The sequence below is a fragment of the Methylohalomonas lacus genome (assembly GCF_024808875.1).
GTDB lineage: Bacteria > Pseudomonadota > Gammaproteobacteria > Methylohalomonadales > Methylohalomonadaceae > Methylohalomonas > Methylohalomonas lacus.
This window is the reverse complement of sequence record NZ_JANUCT010000026.1, coordinates 1-14,480: the sequence shown is the minus strand read 5'-3', so window position 1 is coordinate 14,480 and position 14,480 is coordinate 1. Positions and strand designations below refer to the sequence as shown.

General features: G+C 61.4%; 13 protein-coding genes. 10 read left to right on the top strand and 3 right to left on the bottom strand.

Going from position 1 to position 14,480, the window contains the following annotated elements:
• Positions 1-68: 68 nt before the first annotated feature.
• Together tldD and J2T55_RS12745 are read right to left on the bottom strand one after the other, a co-directional pair.
• Complete coding sequence (gene tldD, locus J2T55_RS12750; RefSeq protein ID WP_259057728.1) at positions 69-1,511, bottom strand: metalloprotease TldD; 1,443 nt, start codon at positions 1,509-1,511, stop codon at positions 69-71.
• A 49-nt stretch (positions 1,512-1,560) separates the two neighbouring features.
• Positions 1,561-2,391: a carbon-nitrogen hydrolase family protein gene (locus J2T55_RS12745; protein WP_259057681.1), complete on the bottom strand. Its 831-nt coding sequence runs from the start codon at positions 2,389-2,391 to the stop codon at positions 1,561-1,563.
• 252 nt (positions 2,392-2,643) lie between these two features.
• On the opposite strand from J2T55_RS12745, the gene alaC reads away from it, so the two are divergent.
• The 6 genes from alaC (at position 2,644) to zigA (ending at position 9,730) form a co-directional block, all read left to right on the top strand.
• Positions 2,644-3,843 (top strand): alanine transaminase, encoded by a 1,200-nt coding sequence (gene alaC, locus J2T55_RS12740; RefSeq protein ID WP_259057679.1) that lies wholly within the window; start codon positions 2,644-2,646, stop codon positions 3,841-3,843.
• Positions 3,844-3,983: 140 nt separating this feature from the next.
• Positions 3,984-5,294, top strand: coding sequence for a homoserine dehydrogenase (locus J2T55_RS12735; protein ID WP_259057669.1), 1,311 nt, complete (start codon positions 3,984-3,986; stop codon positions 5,292-5,294).
• A 174-nt stretch (positions 5,295-5,468) separates the two neighbouring features.
• Positions 5,469-6,608, top strand: coding sequence for a threonine synthase (gene thrC, locus J2T55_RS12730; protein WP_259057667.1), 1,140 nt, complete (start codon positions 5,469-5,471; stop codon positions 6,606-6,608).
• 123 nt (positions 6,609-6,731) lie between these two features.
• Entirely contained in the window at positions 6,732-7,757 is a 1,026-nt protein-coding gene (locus J2T55_RS12725; RefSeq protein ID WP_259057665.1) for a hypothetical protein, read from the top strand.
• A gap of 90 nt (positions 7,758-7,847) precedes the next feature.
• Positions 7,848-8,513: a DUF1826 domain-containing protein gene (locus tag J2T55_RS12720; RefSeq protein WP_259057663.1), complete on the top strand. Its 666-nt coding sequence runs from the start codon at positions 7,848-7,850 to the stop codon at positions 8,511-8,513.
• 20 nt (positions 8,514-8,533) lie between these two features.
• The gene (zigA, locus tag J2T55_RS12715; protein WP_259057660.1) at positions 8,534-9,730 is read left to right on the top strand and encodes a zinc metallochaperone GTPase ZigA; all 1,197 of its coding nucleotides are present in this window, start codon (positions 8,534-8,536) and stop codon (positions 9,728-9,730) included.
• Between the two features lie 52 nt (positions 9,731-9,782).
• On the opposite strand, the gene J2T55_RS12710 is transcribed toward zigA, so the two are convergent.
• On the bottom strand, positions 9,783-10,160 hold the full coding sequence (locus tag J2T55_RS12710) for a DUF6746 family protein (RefSeq protein ID WP_259057658.1): 378 nt from the start codon (positions 10,158-10,160) through the stop codon (positions 9,783-9,785).
• A 225-nt stretch (positions 10,161-10,385) separates the two neighbouring features.
• Here J2T55_RS12710 and J2T55_RS12705 point away from each other — a divergent pair, with 225 nt between their 5' ends.
• The 4 genes from J2T55_RS12705 to prfB all read left to right on the top strand — a co-directional run bounded on the left by J2T55_RS12705 (position 10,386) and on the right by prfB (position 14,265).
• Positions 10,386-10,631 carry a hypothetical protein gene (locus tag J2T55_RS12705; protein ID WP_259057656.1) on the top strand — a complete coding sequence of 82 codons (246 nt, stop codon included), beginning with the start codon at positions 10,386-10,388 and terminating at the stop codon, positions 10,629-10,631.
• Positions 10,624-11,256, top strand: a complete 633-nt coding sequence (locus J2T55_RS12700; protein WP_259057653.1) for a phosphoadenosine phosphosulfate reductase domain-containing protein — start codon at positions 10,624-10,626, stop codon at positions 11,254-11,256. The genes J2T55_RS12705 and J2T55_RS12700 overlap by 8 nt, the downstream gene beginning before the upstream one ends.
• Positions 11,257-11,353: 97 nt before the next feature.
• On the top strand, positions 11,354-13,078 hold the full coding sequence (gene recJ, locus J2T55_RS12695) for a single-stranded-DNA-specific exonuclease RecJ (RefSeq protein WP_259057651.1): 1,725 nt from the start codon (positions 11,354-11,356) through the stop codon (positions 13,076-13,078).
• An 88-nt stretch (positions 13,079-13,166) separates the two neighbouring features.
• Positions 13,167-14,265, top strand: a protein-coding gene (gene prfB / locus J2T55_RS12690; protein WP_259057642.1) for a peptide chain release factor 2 whose coding sequence is annotated in 2 segments (ribosomal slippage) — positions 13,167-13,241 and positions 13,243-14,265 — 1,098 coding nt in all. Because the reading frame shifts where the segments join, the coding sequence is not laid out codon by codon here.
• Positions 14,266-14,480: the final 215 nt, after the last annotated feature.

Here is a 14,480-nt window from a genome sequence, read left to right as displayed (position 1 = left end):
GCGATCTCGTAAAATCTGGCTGCGAGGTTAACGAGATTGCTTCGCTTCGCTCGCAATGACGTCAGGATTCACGTCGCCGTCCCGCCCACGGTCAAACCGTCAATGCGCAGGGTCGGCTGGCCGACGCCCACCGGGACCGATTGGCCGTCCTTGCCGCAGGTGCCGATACCGGAGTCCAGCGCCAGGTCGTTGCCGACCATGCTGACACGCGTCAGTACGTCCGGACCATTGCCGATCAGCGTTGCGCCCTTGACCGGTCGGGTCAGTTTGCCGTCCTCGATCAGCCAGGCCTCGCTGGCGCTGAAGACAAATTTGCCGTTGGTGATATCGACTTGGCCGCCACCGAACTGCGCCGCGTACAGGCCCTTTTTCACCGAGCCGAGGATCTCGCCCGGGTCGTGCGGTCCGTTGAGCATGTAGGTGTTGGTCATGCGCGGCATCGGCAGGTGGGCGTAGGACTCGCGCCGGCCATTGCCGGTCGCTGCCATGCCCATCAGCCGGGCGTTCATCTTGTCCTGCATGTAGCCCTTGAGAATGCCGTTTTCGATCAGCGTGGTGCAGTGACTCGGCGTGCCCTCGTCATCGACATTCAGCGAGCCGCGGCGGTCGGCGATCGTGCCGTCGTCGACGACCGTGCAGTATTCCGACGCCACCTTGTCGCCGATACGGCCGGAAAAGGCCGAACTGCCCTTGCGGTTGAAGTCGCCCTCAAGGCCGTGGCCGATGGCCTCGTGCAACAGGATGCCGGGCCAGCCGGGGCCGAGCACCACGGTCATGGTGCCCGCCGGCGCCTCCTCGGCGCGCAGGTTGATCAGTGCCTGGTCGACGGCTTCGTCGATGTACTTGTCGGTCAGTCCCTCGCTGAGAAAATACTCGTAACCGAAGCGACCGCCGCCGCCGGAGCCACCGCGCTCGCGCCGGCCGTTCTCTTCGGCGATGACGCTGACGTTCAGCCGCACCAGCGGTCGCACGTCGGCGACGTGGGTGCCGTCGCTGCCGGCGACCAGGACGACGTTGTAGGAGCCGGTCAGGCCGACGATGACCTGCGTGATACGCGGATCCTTCGCCCGGGCGCGGGCGTCGATACTTTCCAGCAGTGCTATCTTGTCGGCGTCGTTCAGGCTTGCCAACGGATCGGTCGGTCGATAGAGCACTGGCGCGGTTTGCCGCTGCCAGGCCTGGATGCGGCCGTCGGCGCCATGGCCGGCAATGGCGCGGGCGGCGCGGGCGGCCTGGGTCAACGCCGGCAGGACGAGATCGTCGGAATAGGCAAAACCGGTTTTCTCGCCGCTCATGGCGCGTACCCCGACACCCTGGTCGATACTGTGGCTGCCGTCCTTGACGATGCCGTCTTCCAGTACCCACGATTCGGAGCGGCTGTACTCGAAATATAGATCCGCGGCGTCAATGTTCGGGCCCATGACCCGGCCAAGCGTCTGTTCGATGCCGCGATCGTCGAGACCGACCGGCTCCAGCAGTTGCTGGCGGGCGATGTCCAGGTGGTTATTCACGGAATTACTGCTCATGCCGGGGATGTGACTCCTGAAGGGTTCAATTAGATTAGGTTTGGTCGGCCCGCGCATAATTCAAGCGCCGGTGACTCAGTGCCGGGAAACGCTGGCGCAGCTGGCCGAGCTGCTCGAAGTCCAGGTCGGCGCAGGCGTAACCCGGGCCGCTGTCGACCTGCGCGACAATGTGGCCCCAGGGATCGATGATCATGCTGTGGCCCCAGGTCTTGCGGCCGTTGACATGAGTGCCGCCCTGGTTGGCGGCGATGACGTAGCTCAGGTTTTCCACGGCCCGGGCACGCAGCAGCGATTCCCAGTGGGCTTCACCGGTCTTCGCCGTAAACGCCGACGGCACGGTGATGAGACCGACATTGCGCGCCAGCATGTTGCGGTACAGTTCCGGGAAGCGGGCGTCATAGCAGACGCTCAGACCGATGTTCGTGAACGGCGTTTGTGCAACCACGACGTCGTCGCCGGCTTCCAGACTGTCGGACTCGCAGTAACGTTCGCCCCCGTCGACCTCGACGTCGAACAGGTGAATCTTGTCGTAACGGGCGACCCGGCGGCCCTCGTCGTCGTAGAGCAGGCTCGCGGCGCGGGCGTGATCGGGATTGTTACCAGCCAGCGGAATGGTGCCGGCAATGATCCAGAGTTTGTGTTTTTGCGCGGTTTCGTTCAGGAAGCTCTGGATCGGGCCGTTGCCGTCGGTTTCACTGATCGGCAGCTTGTCCGCTTCGTGCATGCCCATGAAGGCGAAGTTCTCGGGCAAAACCGCCAGCCGGGCGCCATCGGCGGCGGCCTCGGCCAGTAATTGTTCAGCCTGGTCCAGGTTTTCCCGGACCTCGGCGGTCGATACCATCTGTATGACTGCAGCACGCAACATGTTTCTATCTCACTCGGGTGATTGATTCAGTCGGGTGAATTCGGGGGTGAAAGCCGCCGGCGGCGCGGTCGGCGCAACTATCCGACATGATAACAAAATGCCCGCCATGGCTGCATTTATACTGCCGCGACCGGAAGCATTTCTTGCAAGTAACAGGCCGTTCACGGTACATTGCAGTGCAAAAAGCTGCATCCCGATGTTGCTGTCAAACTCGGGTTTTCGACAAAAAATTCTCTTATACAAAGACCTCCATTGAACGAAGATTTCCCTAGAATCAAGCGTTTGCCGCCGTATGTTTTCAATATCGTCAACGATTTGAAAATGCAGGCACGCCGCGCCGGCGAGGACATCGTCGATTTCGGCATGGGCAATCCGGATCAACCGACGCCACAGCACATTCTCGACAAGCTGGTCGAGGCGGCACAACGCAACGACACGCACCGCTATTCGGTTTCGCGCGGTATCCCGCGCCTGCGCCAGGCCATCTGCAACTGGTACAAGACCCGCTACGACGTCGACCTCGACCCGGACAGCGAGGCCATCGTAACGATTGGCTCCAAGGAAGGCCTGGCGCATCTGGCCATGGCCACCGTCGACAAGGGTGATGTGGTGCTGGTGCCGAACCCGGCTTATCCGATTCACCCGTTCGGTTTCGTGATTGCCGGCGCCGACGTACGCCATGTGCCGATCGGCCCGGATATCGATTTCTTCTCCGAACTGCAGAAGGCGATTCGCGACTGCTGGCCGCGGCCGAAGATCCTGTTGCTGAACTTCCCAAGCAACCCGACCAGTCAATGCGTCGATCTCGAGTTTTTCGAGAAGGTCGTCGATATCGCCCGCGAACACGGTATCTGGATCGTGCAGGATCTGGCCTATGCCGACATCGTCTTCGACGGTTACAAGGCGCCGTCGATCCTGCAGGTACCGGGCGCCAAGGATGTTGCGGTCGAGTTTTTCTCGCTGTCGAAGAGCTACAACATGCCGGGCTGGCGTGTTGGCTTCATGGTCGGCAACCAGAAACTGGTTGGCGCGCTGACGCGCATGAAATCCTACCTCGACTACGGCATGTTCACGCCGATCCAGGTTGCCGCGATCACGGCACTGGAAGACTCGCAGGATTGCGTGCACGAGATCTGCGATATGTACCGCGATCGCCGTGACGGCCTGTGCGAAGGGTTGAACGAGATCGGCTGGGAAATCGAACCGCCCAAGGGCACCATGTTCGTCTGGGTGCCGATTCCGGAACCGTACAAGGAAATGGGCTCGCTCGAGTTTTCGAAGAAACTGCTGGCCGAGGCCAAGGTGGCGGTATCGCCGGGTATCGGCTTCGGCAGCTACGGTGACGATTACCTGCGCTTTGCGCTGATTGAGAACCGGCATCGCACACGCCAGGCCATCCGCGGTATCCGCGATATGTTCCGCGCAGATGGCCTGCTCGAAGACGACGAATAGGTACGGGTGATTCTTAAGATGGCGGGATCATGAAGATGATCCCTGTAGGAGGCCCGTCCTCGGGCCGAACATTATTCGCGGCGGGGCGCCGCTCCTGCTTTGGTTAATTCTGTTGCAGATACGAGATAGGGGATTATTCTTTGAAACCGGTTAATGTCGGTCTGCTGGGCCTCGGTACCGTGGGCGGCGGTACCATCAGCGTACTCAACCGTAATGCCGAGGAGATTACCGGGCGCGCCGGTCGTGCGATCCAGGTGACCCATGCCAGCGCGCGTGACCTGAACAAGCAGCGCGAATTCTCCACTGCTGGGATCACGTTGTGTCAGGATCCGTTCGAGGTAGTGAACAACCCGGATATTGATATCGTGGCCGAATTGATCGGCGGCATCGAGCCGGCCAGGGAACTGGTACTCAAGGCAATCGCTAACGACAAGCACGTCGTCACTGCCAACAAGGCCTTGATCGCCCTGCATGGCAACGAGATCTTTCGTGCCGCCCAAAATCAGGGCGTCATGGTCGCCTTCGAGGCCGCGGTTGCTGGTGGCATACCGATTATCAAGGCGATCCGTGAGGGTTTGTCGGCCAACCGTATCGAGCAGGTGGCCGGCATTATCAACGGCACTTCGAATTTCATTCTTACCGAGATGCGCGAGCGCGGCTTGCAGTTCGATGCCGTGCTCGACGAGGCCAAGGAACTCGGTTACGCCGAGGCCGATCCGAGCTTCGACATCGAGGGCACTGATGCTGCGCACAAGCTCACCATCCTGGCGGCGATTGCCTTCGGTATCCCGTTGCAGTACGACAAGGTTCACACCGAGGGCATCACCGACATCACGCCGGCCGACGTCGACTATGCCGGTGAGCTCGGCTACCGTATCAAGCATCTCGGTATCGCCCGGCGCACGGATCACGGCATCGAGACCCGCGTGCACCCGACACTGGTGCCACGCAAGCGGCTGATGGCCAACGTCGAGGGCGTCATGAACGCGGTGCTGGTCAAGGGCGACGCTGTCGGTCCGACGATATATTATGGCGCCGGCGCCGGCGCCGAGCCGACCGCTTCGGCGGTTGTGGCCGACCTGGTCGATGTGACACGGGCTTTGACTTCGGACCCGGAAAACCGCGTACCGCACCTGGCTTTCCAGCCGGACGCGCTAAACGACGGCGGCGTGCTAGCGGTCGAAGACAACGAAACCGCGTACTACCTGCGCATGAGCGCGATCGATCAGCCGGGCGTACTGGCCGAGATCACGCGTATACTGGGCGAACGCGACATCAGCATCGAGGCCTTCCTGCAGAAGGAGCAGGAGCCGGATACTACCCATGTGCCGATCATCCTGCTGACGCAGAAGGTGCGTGAGGGCAACATGAACGCCGCCATCGAGGCAATCGAGAAACTGCCGGTGGTCAGCGGTCGCATCATGCGGATACGCGTGGAAACATTGGCCTGACGCGCATAGCGCGTCAGGCGTATCTCGTCGCTCGTGAAGCGTATCTCGCGGGGACGGTAATTTTGGAGTTGTAGGAGGCCCGCCCTCGGGCCGACTGAAACTGGTATAACGGGTTATATCAATTCGCGGCGAGGGCGCCGCTCCCACGTTTTATCTCGTGAGCTGCGATAAAGAATGACATTTAGACAACGTTATACGGGTCTGATCGAACGTTACCGTGATTTGCTGCCGGTACACGACGATACCCGTCTGATCAGCCTGGGCGAGGGCAATACGCCGCTCATTCGCCTGAATAACATTCCGCGCGAGCTGGGCGTTGATGTCGATATCTATGTGAAGTACGAAGGCTTGAACCCCACCGGTTCGTTCAAGGATCGCGGCATGACCATGGCCGTGACCAAGGCGGTGGAAGCGGGTTCGCGCGCCATCATCTGTGCGTCGACAGGCAACACGTCGGCTTCCGCGGCGGCCTATGCTGCGCGCGCCGGCATTACCGCGTTCGTGCTGATTCCGGAAGGCAAGATTGCCATGGGCAAGCTGGCCCAGGCCATGGTCGAGGGTGCGGTCGTAATCCAGATCGCCGGCAACTTCGACGACGGCATGCGGCTGGTACGCCAGGTCGCTGAAAATGCCCCGGTAACGATCGTCAACTCGATCAATCCCTATCGCCTGCAGGGCCAGAAGACCGCTGCCTTCGAGATTGTTGAGGAACTCGGTCGCGCGCCGGACTTTCATTACCTGCCGGTCGGCAATGCCGGCAACATCACCGCGCACTGGATCGGTTACAGCGAATACTCTTCCGGTGATGGCCATTCGGTGACCGCGGCCTGCAACTACTGCGAGGGCCACTGCCGTTTCGCCGGGGCCGTCGTCGGTTCACGGCCGGTCATGGTCGGCTACCAGGCATCCGGTGCGGCGCCGTTCCTGCGCGGCCATATGGTCGACGATCCGGACACGGTGGCGACCGCCATTCGCATCGGTCATCCGCAGTCCTGGAACCAGGCTTGGAAGGTGCGCGAGGAATCCGGTGGCTGGTTCGATGAGTGTGAGGACGACGAGATCCTCGCCACGCAGAAACTGCTGGCGGAAAAGGAAGGCATTTTCTGTGAGCCGGCCTCCGCGATCTCGCTTGCTGGCGCCATCCGCGACATCAAGAGCGGCAAGATCGAACCGAACAGCAGTGTCGTTTGTACGCTGACCGGCCATGGGCTCAAGGATCCGGATACCGCCGTCAAGCAGAGCACCGGGCCGATGATCAAGATCGCGGCCGAGCTCGATGCAGTGAAGCAGGCGATACTCGACAACATTTCGTAGCGCGATGCGCAAGCGCGTATCTCGTTGTTCGTGAAGCGTATCTCGTGGGTGGGGCAGACTTGATAGGATGGCCCTTGTGGCACAGTCCCGTTGATAAACGAGATACGAGATACGAATAACGTGATGCCCGCCATCACCTTCATCATTCCCGGTTTTCTGCCCGCTCCGGCGGCGATCACCGCGGCCGATCTGCCCGCCTGCCCGTATCTGCAGAAACTGCTGGCCCGCGCCGATCAGCGGCCGCAGTCCCGCGATAGCCATGAATACCTGCTGGCGCAGTTTGGCTGTCCGGCCGACACGGTTGCGCCTTATGCCGCGCTGAGCCATCTCGCCGACCGCGGTGAAACTCGCAGCAATGTGCTGCGCGCCGATCCGGTGCATCTGTCGGCCGGTCGCGAGGGCGTGATGTTGTTCGACAACACCATGCTGCAGTTGCAGGCGGACGAAGCCGAATCGCTGGCTGAGACGGTACGGCCATTGCTGACGGAATTTGCCGCCGAACTCGAGGTGGCCGCGCCGGAGCGTTGGTACCTGCTCTGCGAACAGCCGATCGCGATCACCACCCAGCCATTGATGCAGGTGATCGGCCGGGATGTCAGCGACCGTTTGCCGACAGGCGACGACCGCACGCGCTGTCGACGGCTGTTCAACGAAATCCAGATGACCCTGCACGAGGCGCCGGTCAACCAGACGCGTGAACGCCGCGGCCAGTTGCCGGTCAACAGCCTCTGGTTCTGGGGCGAGGGCGATTTGCCGGCGCTTGGTACAACAGCCTTTGACGCCTGCTTCAGTAATGACCCGCTCGCGCAGGGTTTGGCGCGGTGGCGGGACATCCCGGTGCGGTCACTGCCTGCCAACCTTGGCGAACTGCTGGCACAGCCGGCGGCTGCTACCGCGCAGCCGTCGTTGCTGGTTCTCGATAATCGTGCCGAACGCTTCCATGCCTATCAGGATGCCGCCGGCTGGTTGCAGTTTATCGAGCGGTTCGAACAGGACTGGGCACAGCCGCTGTACCGGGCACTGCGACGCGGCCAGCTGTCGTCTATAGACATATTGCCCGGCGATTCGCATTACCACTGCCGGCGCCGGCATGTCGCGCGGTTCTGGCGACGGCCATCCGCGGCGCGGCTGACAGCCGCAAGCGGATAGCATTTCGCCGGCCCCGAATGGCTGGACAGAAATCGCCTCAATATAGTAATGTTATAACATAACAATTATTTGTTGTTGATGGGAAGCTGTATGACAACCGCGCTCGATCTGGGCCAGGCCGGCCGTTCGGATCACTATCAATACGTCAACGCGCCCGGGCAATTCGGCGTGATCCACCAGCCTGGCGTGAACCTGGCAGTCTGGCCGCGCACGCTGGATCACCGCTGGAGCGGCCTGCTGCGGCGGCTGTTGCGCGAGCGGGTGCATGCCGTCGCGACCCTGGAACCGGTCGATGTCGAGTGGCTGCTGCTGACGGAGTTCGCCCGGCTGAGTGAAACCGACGCGGACAGCATCGAACTGATTCGCGACATCCAGAATCAGGCCCGGGTTTTTGCCGAGCTGGCCGGCAGCGCGACCGTGACCATGCGCCTGGAAGTCGTCAATACGGACGAATGCCGGCTGTTTCACGTCGATCGCCACCGCCTGCGCCTGCTGTGTACCTACGCCGGTCCCGGCATGGAGTGGCTGGGCAACCTGCAGGTCAACCGTGCCGCTCTGGGACACGGCAGCAACCAGCGCGTACTGCGGCAGGGACGGTCGCGACAACTCGCGCCCGGTCACGTGGCCGTTCTGAAGGGCGAGCTTTATCCCGGCAACGCCGGCAACGGTATCGTGCACCGCTCACCCACAATCGGCATCGCCGGCCAGCAACGCCTGCGACTGCGTTTCGATCAACCGGTCGCTGCAGTCAGCTGACCGCCAACAGGTAGATAATCATGAACAGACTTCCCGTTACGGTACTGTCCGGCTTCCTCGGTGCCGGCAAGACAACAGTTCTGAATCACGTGCTCACCAATCGCGAAGGCCTGAAAGTGGCAGTGATCGTCAATGACATGAGCGAGGTCAATATCGATGCCGAGCAATTGCGCCAGGGCGGCGCCAACCTGTCGCGGACCGAGGAAAAGCTGGTCGAATTCAGCAACGGTTGTATCTGCTGCACGCTGCGCGACGATCTCCTGCAGGAAGTTACACGCCTGGCGCGCGCCGGCCGTTTCGATTACCTGTTGATCGAATCCACTGGCATTTCCGAACCGATGCCGGTTGCCGCGACCTTCGCCGTTCGCGACGAACAGGGTTTCAGCCTTGCCGACGTCGCCGAACTTGACACGATGGTCAGCGTGGTCGATGCCGCCAACCTGTTGCGGGATTTTTCGTCGACCGATTTTCTGCGTGATCGCGGCGAATCACTGGGTGAAGACGACGAGCGTACGCTGGTCGATTTGCTGACCGAGCAAATCGAGTTCGCGGATGTCATCGTGATTAACAAACTGGACTGCGTCGACGAGGCCATGCGTGAGGATGTGCGGCGCGTCGTCAAGGCGCTCAACCCGGTCGCGCAGCTTATCGAAACGACGCACGGCCAAGTGCCGCCCGCCGGCATACTGGCGACCGGACGCTTTGATTTCGAGCGTGCCAGCAGTGCGGCCGGCTGGGCGCGCGAACTGCAGGGACTGCATACGCCGGAAACAGAAGAATACGGCATCAGCAGCTTTGTTTACCGGCGCCGGCGGCCGTTTCACCCGCAGCGCCTGTACGACTTTCTCAGCAGTGACTGGGGACCGGTATTGCGCAGCAAGGGACATTTCTGGCTGGCTTCGCGCATGGACTGGGTCGGCGAGTGGGCCCAGGCGGGCGGTGCCATGACGCATCAGGCAGCGGGCCTTTGGTGGGCCTCTGCCGGCGACAGGCCGGACGATCCGGACACGCGGGCTTACCTCGACAACGTCTGGGACGCGAATTTCGGTGATCGGCGCCAGGAAATCGTTTTTATCGGTATAGACCTTGAGCGCGTGGCACTCAGCGGACGCCTGGACGGCTGTCTGCTGACAGATGCAGAACTGGCGCGTGGGCCACAGGCGTGGCGAACACTGCCGGATCCGTTTCCGGCCTGGCAACTGGCCGAGGCCGGATAAGCCGTAGCCACCACCGGTCGATCATCACTGCTCGGCCGGCGATGGCGTGCGCTTATTTGACGACTTTGGTCGCGGTATTCAGGTAAATTCGACCGCGACTTTTCACCGTTTCGGCATCGGCGGTTTCAGAGGCCACATGAATCTCCTCCAGTGTTGGCGCCAGTCCACTGAGTTCGGCGTTGATCTTCGCCAGCGCGTTTTCCAGCGTATAGGTGAGTTCATGGATGCGACCAAGATCCGCGGCACTGAGTGTGTCCTGCGCCAGCAGGGTAGCTAGCTTATCGTTGTATTCGGAAAAATGGGCCACTGCCTGTTCCAGCGTTTCCGCCTGTTTGCCCTCGAAGTGATCCGGCCGCTCATCGGCCATGGCCGGCATGGCGAATCCGGGTACGAGCAGCAGGAATAGGAACGAATGAATCCGGTTTTTCATGATGGGGCTTTCCCTCTCTTTGTAGCCGTCCTGCCGGCGCTGCCGGCTGAGTAGGCAAGGATTTGTTTGGGTCCGGGTTGTTCGACGCCGCGGCCGAATGCGTGACAGACCGAGTACCACAAGGCGCAATTATAGCGGCTCATTATGTAAATAAAAAGTATTTGCATTTAATAATTATTATCAAATAGAATCGGGAGATATTTAAACCACCGTCAAGACTGTCTTATGAAACACCCGCTGCCAAAGAACTGTCTGCCCGCAGCCCGGCGCTTCCATAACCTGAAAAGCGGCCAGATCCATGGCCTGATGGGGCTCAAGCTGAGTGAAAACCAGCGCGAGCAACTCAAGACCCTGGAACCGGGTCAGCGCGTCGATCATCTCAAGGTACGCGACAACGCCAACCTGGCGGCGGAGCTGGGCGCCGAGCTCATCATGCGGCGCATCTTCGATCGGGAGGCCTCCCATGAATGAACTGAAAGACCTGAGCGACATCAACCGACAACTGGCCGACCAGCGACCGGAGGACATCATCCGCTGGGCCATCGATCTGGATAAAGAGACGATCGTGACGACCAACTTCGGCCCGTACGAGGCGGTGATCCTGCACATGGCCACACGCATCAAGCCGAACCTGCCGGTTGTCTGGATCGACTCCGGTTACAACACGCCGGAAACCTACCTGACAGCCGGGAGGATCATCCAGGATCTCGACCTCAACCTGCATGTATTCATGCCGGAAATGACCGCTGCACGCCGCGATGCGCTGATGGGCGGTATCCCGGAAGTCGACAGCGAAGAGCACGACGAATTCACGCGCCAGGTCAAGATCGAACCGTTCCAGCGGGCCCTGGCCACAATGCAACCGGAAGTATGGCTGACCGCGATCCGTCGCGAACAAACCGCCTTCCGCCACGGCCTGGACGTCGTCAGTCACGGCCCCAATAACGTGCTCAAGGTCGCGCCGCTGTTGAACTGGAACGAAGCCGACATGGAACGCTACCGCCAGGAACACGATCTGCCGCAGGTCAGCAACTATTTCGATCCGACCAAGGTCATCGGCAACCGCGAATGCGGCCTGCATACCATGGCGTCGTAACCAGTAAGGATCGTCTCGGGCGCATGCCCGTTACTGATGATGGTGAACGCGCGGACAAGTACACACATTCGCCGGCCGTATTCGTTAAAATGCGCGCATGCAAATCATTCGCCGTCCCGAGCCCGATACCGACCACCTGTCCGACGAACTGCCCCCGCTACTCAAACGCCTCTACGCCGCCCGCGATGTCCGTGATCCGCACCAGCTGGACTATTCGCTGAACGCCCTGCTGCCGAGTTCGCAGCTGCACGGGATCGCGGATGCCGTCGGGCTGCTGAAAACCGCCATCGAGGCCGGCCGGCGCATCCTGATCGTCGCCGATTTCGATGCCGATGGTGCCACTGCCTGTGCGCTGGCGGTGCGCGGGCTGACCGCACTGGGCGCGCACGATGTGCGCTACGTCGTGCCGAACCGGTTCGAGTATGGCTATGGCCTGTCGCCGGAGATCGTCGAGGTCGCCGCCGTCCAGCAGCCGGACATGATCGTTACCGTTGATAACGGCATCGCCAGCGTCAGCGGTGTCGCAGCCGCACGTGAACGCGGCATGCAGGTGATCATTACCGATCACCATCTGCCACCGGCGGAGCTGCCGGCCGCGGACGCCATCGTCAATCCGAACCTGCCCGACGACCCGTTCCCGAGCAAATATCTCGCCGGCGTCGGCGTCATGTTCTATGTATTGATCGCATTGCGCTCGGCGCTGCGCGCGGACGACTGGTTCAAACGCCGGAATCTCGCCGAACCCAACCTGGCACAGTGGCTGGACCTGGTCGCGCTGGGGACCGTCGCCGACGTCGTGCCGCTGGATCACAACAACCGCATTCTGGTGGCGCAGGGCATCAAGCGCATCCGCAATGGTTCCTGCTGTGCCGGTATCCGCGCGTTGCTGGCGGTGGCCGGTCGTGATCCGGCCGGGGTGTCGGCGACCGATTTCGGCTTTTTCATCGCGCCACGATTGAATGCCGCTGGCCGGCTGACCGACATGACGGTGGGCATCGAGTGCCTGCTGACGAACAACGACGCATCGGCGCAGGCAATGGCGCGCCAGCTCGACGACCTCAACCGCGAGCGGCGCGAGCTGCAGAACACCATGCACGAGGATGCCGAACGGACCCTGGCCGAGCTCAGCCTGGCCGACGATCACGCCTGGCCGGCGGGGCTGTGTCTTTATCGCGAGGACTGGCACCAGGGACTGGTCGGGCTGGTGGCCTCCCGGGTGAAAGAGCAAATCCACCGCCCGGTGATCGCATTCGCACCGGCTGGCGACGGCGAGAACCTCAAGGGCTCGGCGCGCTCGATTCCCGGCGTGCATGTCCGCGACGTGCTCGACGCCGTGGCCACCCGCCACCCGGGTCTGGTGACTAAGTTCGGCGGTCATGCCATGGCCGCGGGTCTGTCCCTGGCACAGGCCAATTACGAGGCTTTTGCCGCGGCCTTTGCCGAGGAAGTCGAGCGTCAGCTGGATGGCGAGACGCCGGTCGGCCAGATCCTGAGCGACGGCGATCTCGAAGCCACCGACCTGTCACTGCGCACGGCGGAGCTGATTGCCAGCGCCGGACCGTGGGGACAGGGCTTTCCGGAGCCGGTGTTCGACGGCGAGTTCGAACTGGTTGAACGCCGCATCGTCGGCGGTCGCCATCTGAGCCTGAAGCTCAGGCCGCCGGGCGCGAACAAACCGATCAAGGCGATTGCCTTCGGCACCGACGACAGCGCCTGGCCGGCCCGGGTCGAACGCGTGGCGGTGGCCTACCGCCTCGACGTCGACACCTACGGCGGCCGGCGCCAGTTGCAACTGATGGTGGAGCACCTAACGCCGTTGTAGGCAGGCGGCTTTATTGCCCCGGTCGCCATCGCTACAATAGCCGTCTTGCCAATACCGCATTCTCAGTCACGCACAGGATTACGTACCCATGGTCGAAGTCAATCAGTTATTCCATCAAATCAAGGATATGCGCGAGCGCAGCGAGTCGCTTAGGGGGTATCTTTGACTACGACCGCAAGGCCGAACGTCTGACCGAGGTCGAGCGCGAACTGGCCGAACCCAACATCTGGGACGATCCGGAGCAGGCGCAGGCACTGAACCGCGAGCGCGCCGCGCTGGAAAACATCGTCACCACCCTGAGCAAGCTGCATCACGGTATTGCCGATGCCGAAGAGCTGCTGGAGATGGCGCGTGATGAAAAGGATGAAAGCACGCTGAGCTCTATCGAGACCGATCTCGAGGATTATGAAAAGCAGCTTGCCAGGCTGGAATTCCAGCGCATGTTCTCCGGCGAGATGGATGCCAACAACGCCTACGTCGACATCCAGGCCGGCTCCGGTGGCACCGAGGCACAGGACTGGGCCGAGATGCTGTTGCGCATGTATCTGCGCTGGGGCGAGCATCACGATTTCGAAACCGAACTGCTGGAAGTTTCCGCGGGCGACGTTGCCGGCATCAAGAGCGCGGCGATCAAGTTTACCGGCGATCATGCGTTTGGCTGGTTGCGTACCGAAACCGGCGTCCATCGGCTGGTGCGCAAGTCACCGTTCGATTCCGGCAACCGCCGGCACACCTCGTTTGCCTCGGTGTTCGTGTCACCGGAAGTCGACGACAATATCGAAATCGAGATCAACCCGGCCGATCTGCGCGTCGACACCTATCGCGCCAGCGGCGCCGGCGGTCAGCACGTGAACAAGACCGACTCGGCGATTCGCATCACGCACGAACCCAGCGGTATCGTCGTGCAGTGTCAGAATGGTCGTTCGCAGCACCAGAACCGCGACTACGCGATGCAACAGTTGCGCGCCAAGCTGTATGAAATGGAAATACAGAAGCGCAACGAGGCCAAGCAGGCGCAGGAAGACAGCAAGTCCGACATCGGTTGGGGCAGCCAGATCCGATCCTATGTGCTCGACCAGTCGCGCATCAAGGACCTGCGCACCGGTGTTGAAACCGGCAATACGCAGGCGGTGCTCAATGGCGAGCTGGATAACTTCATCGAGGCCAGTCTTAAGGCGGGACTTTAAGAGCGTATCTCGTTATTCGTGAAGCGTGGCGCAAGCGCGTATCTCGTCGTTCGTGAAGCGTATCTCGTGGGCGGGACTCGGGCTTGACAGATCGGCTTTGGCGGCAAAGCCTCGTTGAATAACGAGATACGAGATACGAGATACGAGATACGAGATACGAGATACGAGATACGAGATACGAGATACGAGATACGAGATACGAGATACGAGATACG

Bases quoted from the DNA above. Each gene is read 5' to 3' on its own strand.
- J2T55_RS12745 (WP_259057681.1), bottom strand. From the start codon at position 2,391: ATGTTGCGTGCTGCAGTCATACAGATGGTATCGACCGCCGAGGTCCGG.
- thrC (WP_259057667.1), top strand. From the start codon at position 5,469: ATGACATTTAGACAACGTTATACGGGTCTGATCGAACGTTACCGTGAT.
- J2T55_RS12725 (WP_259057665.1), top strand. From the start codon at position 6,732: ATGCCCGCCATCACCTTCATCATTCCCGGTTTTCTGCCCGCTCCGGCG.
- J2T55_RS12720 (WP_259057663.1), top strand. From the start codon at position 7,848: ATGACAACCGCGCTCGATCTGGGCCAGGCCGGCCGTTCGGATCACTAT.
- zigA (WP_259057660.1), top strand. From the start codon at position 8,534: ATGAACAGACTTCCCGTTACGGTACTGTCCGGCTTCCTCGGTGCCGGC.
- J2T55_RS12710 (WP_259057658.1), bottom strand. From the start codon at position 10,160: ATGAAAAACCGGATTCATTCGTTCCTATTCCTGCTGCTCGTACCCGGA.
- J2T55_RS12705 (WP_259057656.1), top strand. From the start codon at position 10,386: ATGAAACACCCGCTGCCAAAGAACTGTCTGCCCGCAGCCCGGCGCTTC.
- J2T55_RS12700 (WP_259057653.1), top strand. From the start codon at position 10,624: ATGAATGAACTGAAAGACCTGAGCGACATCAACCGACAACTGGCCGAC.
- recJ (WP_259057651.1), top strand. From the start codon at position 11,354: ATGCAAATCATTCGCCGTCCCGAGCCCGATACCGACCACCTGTCCGAC.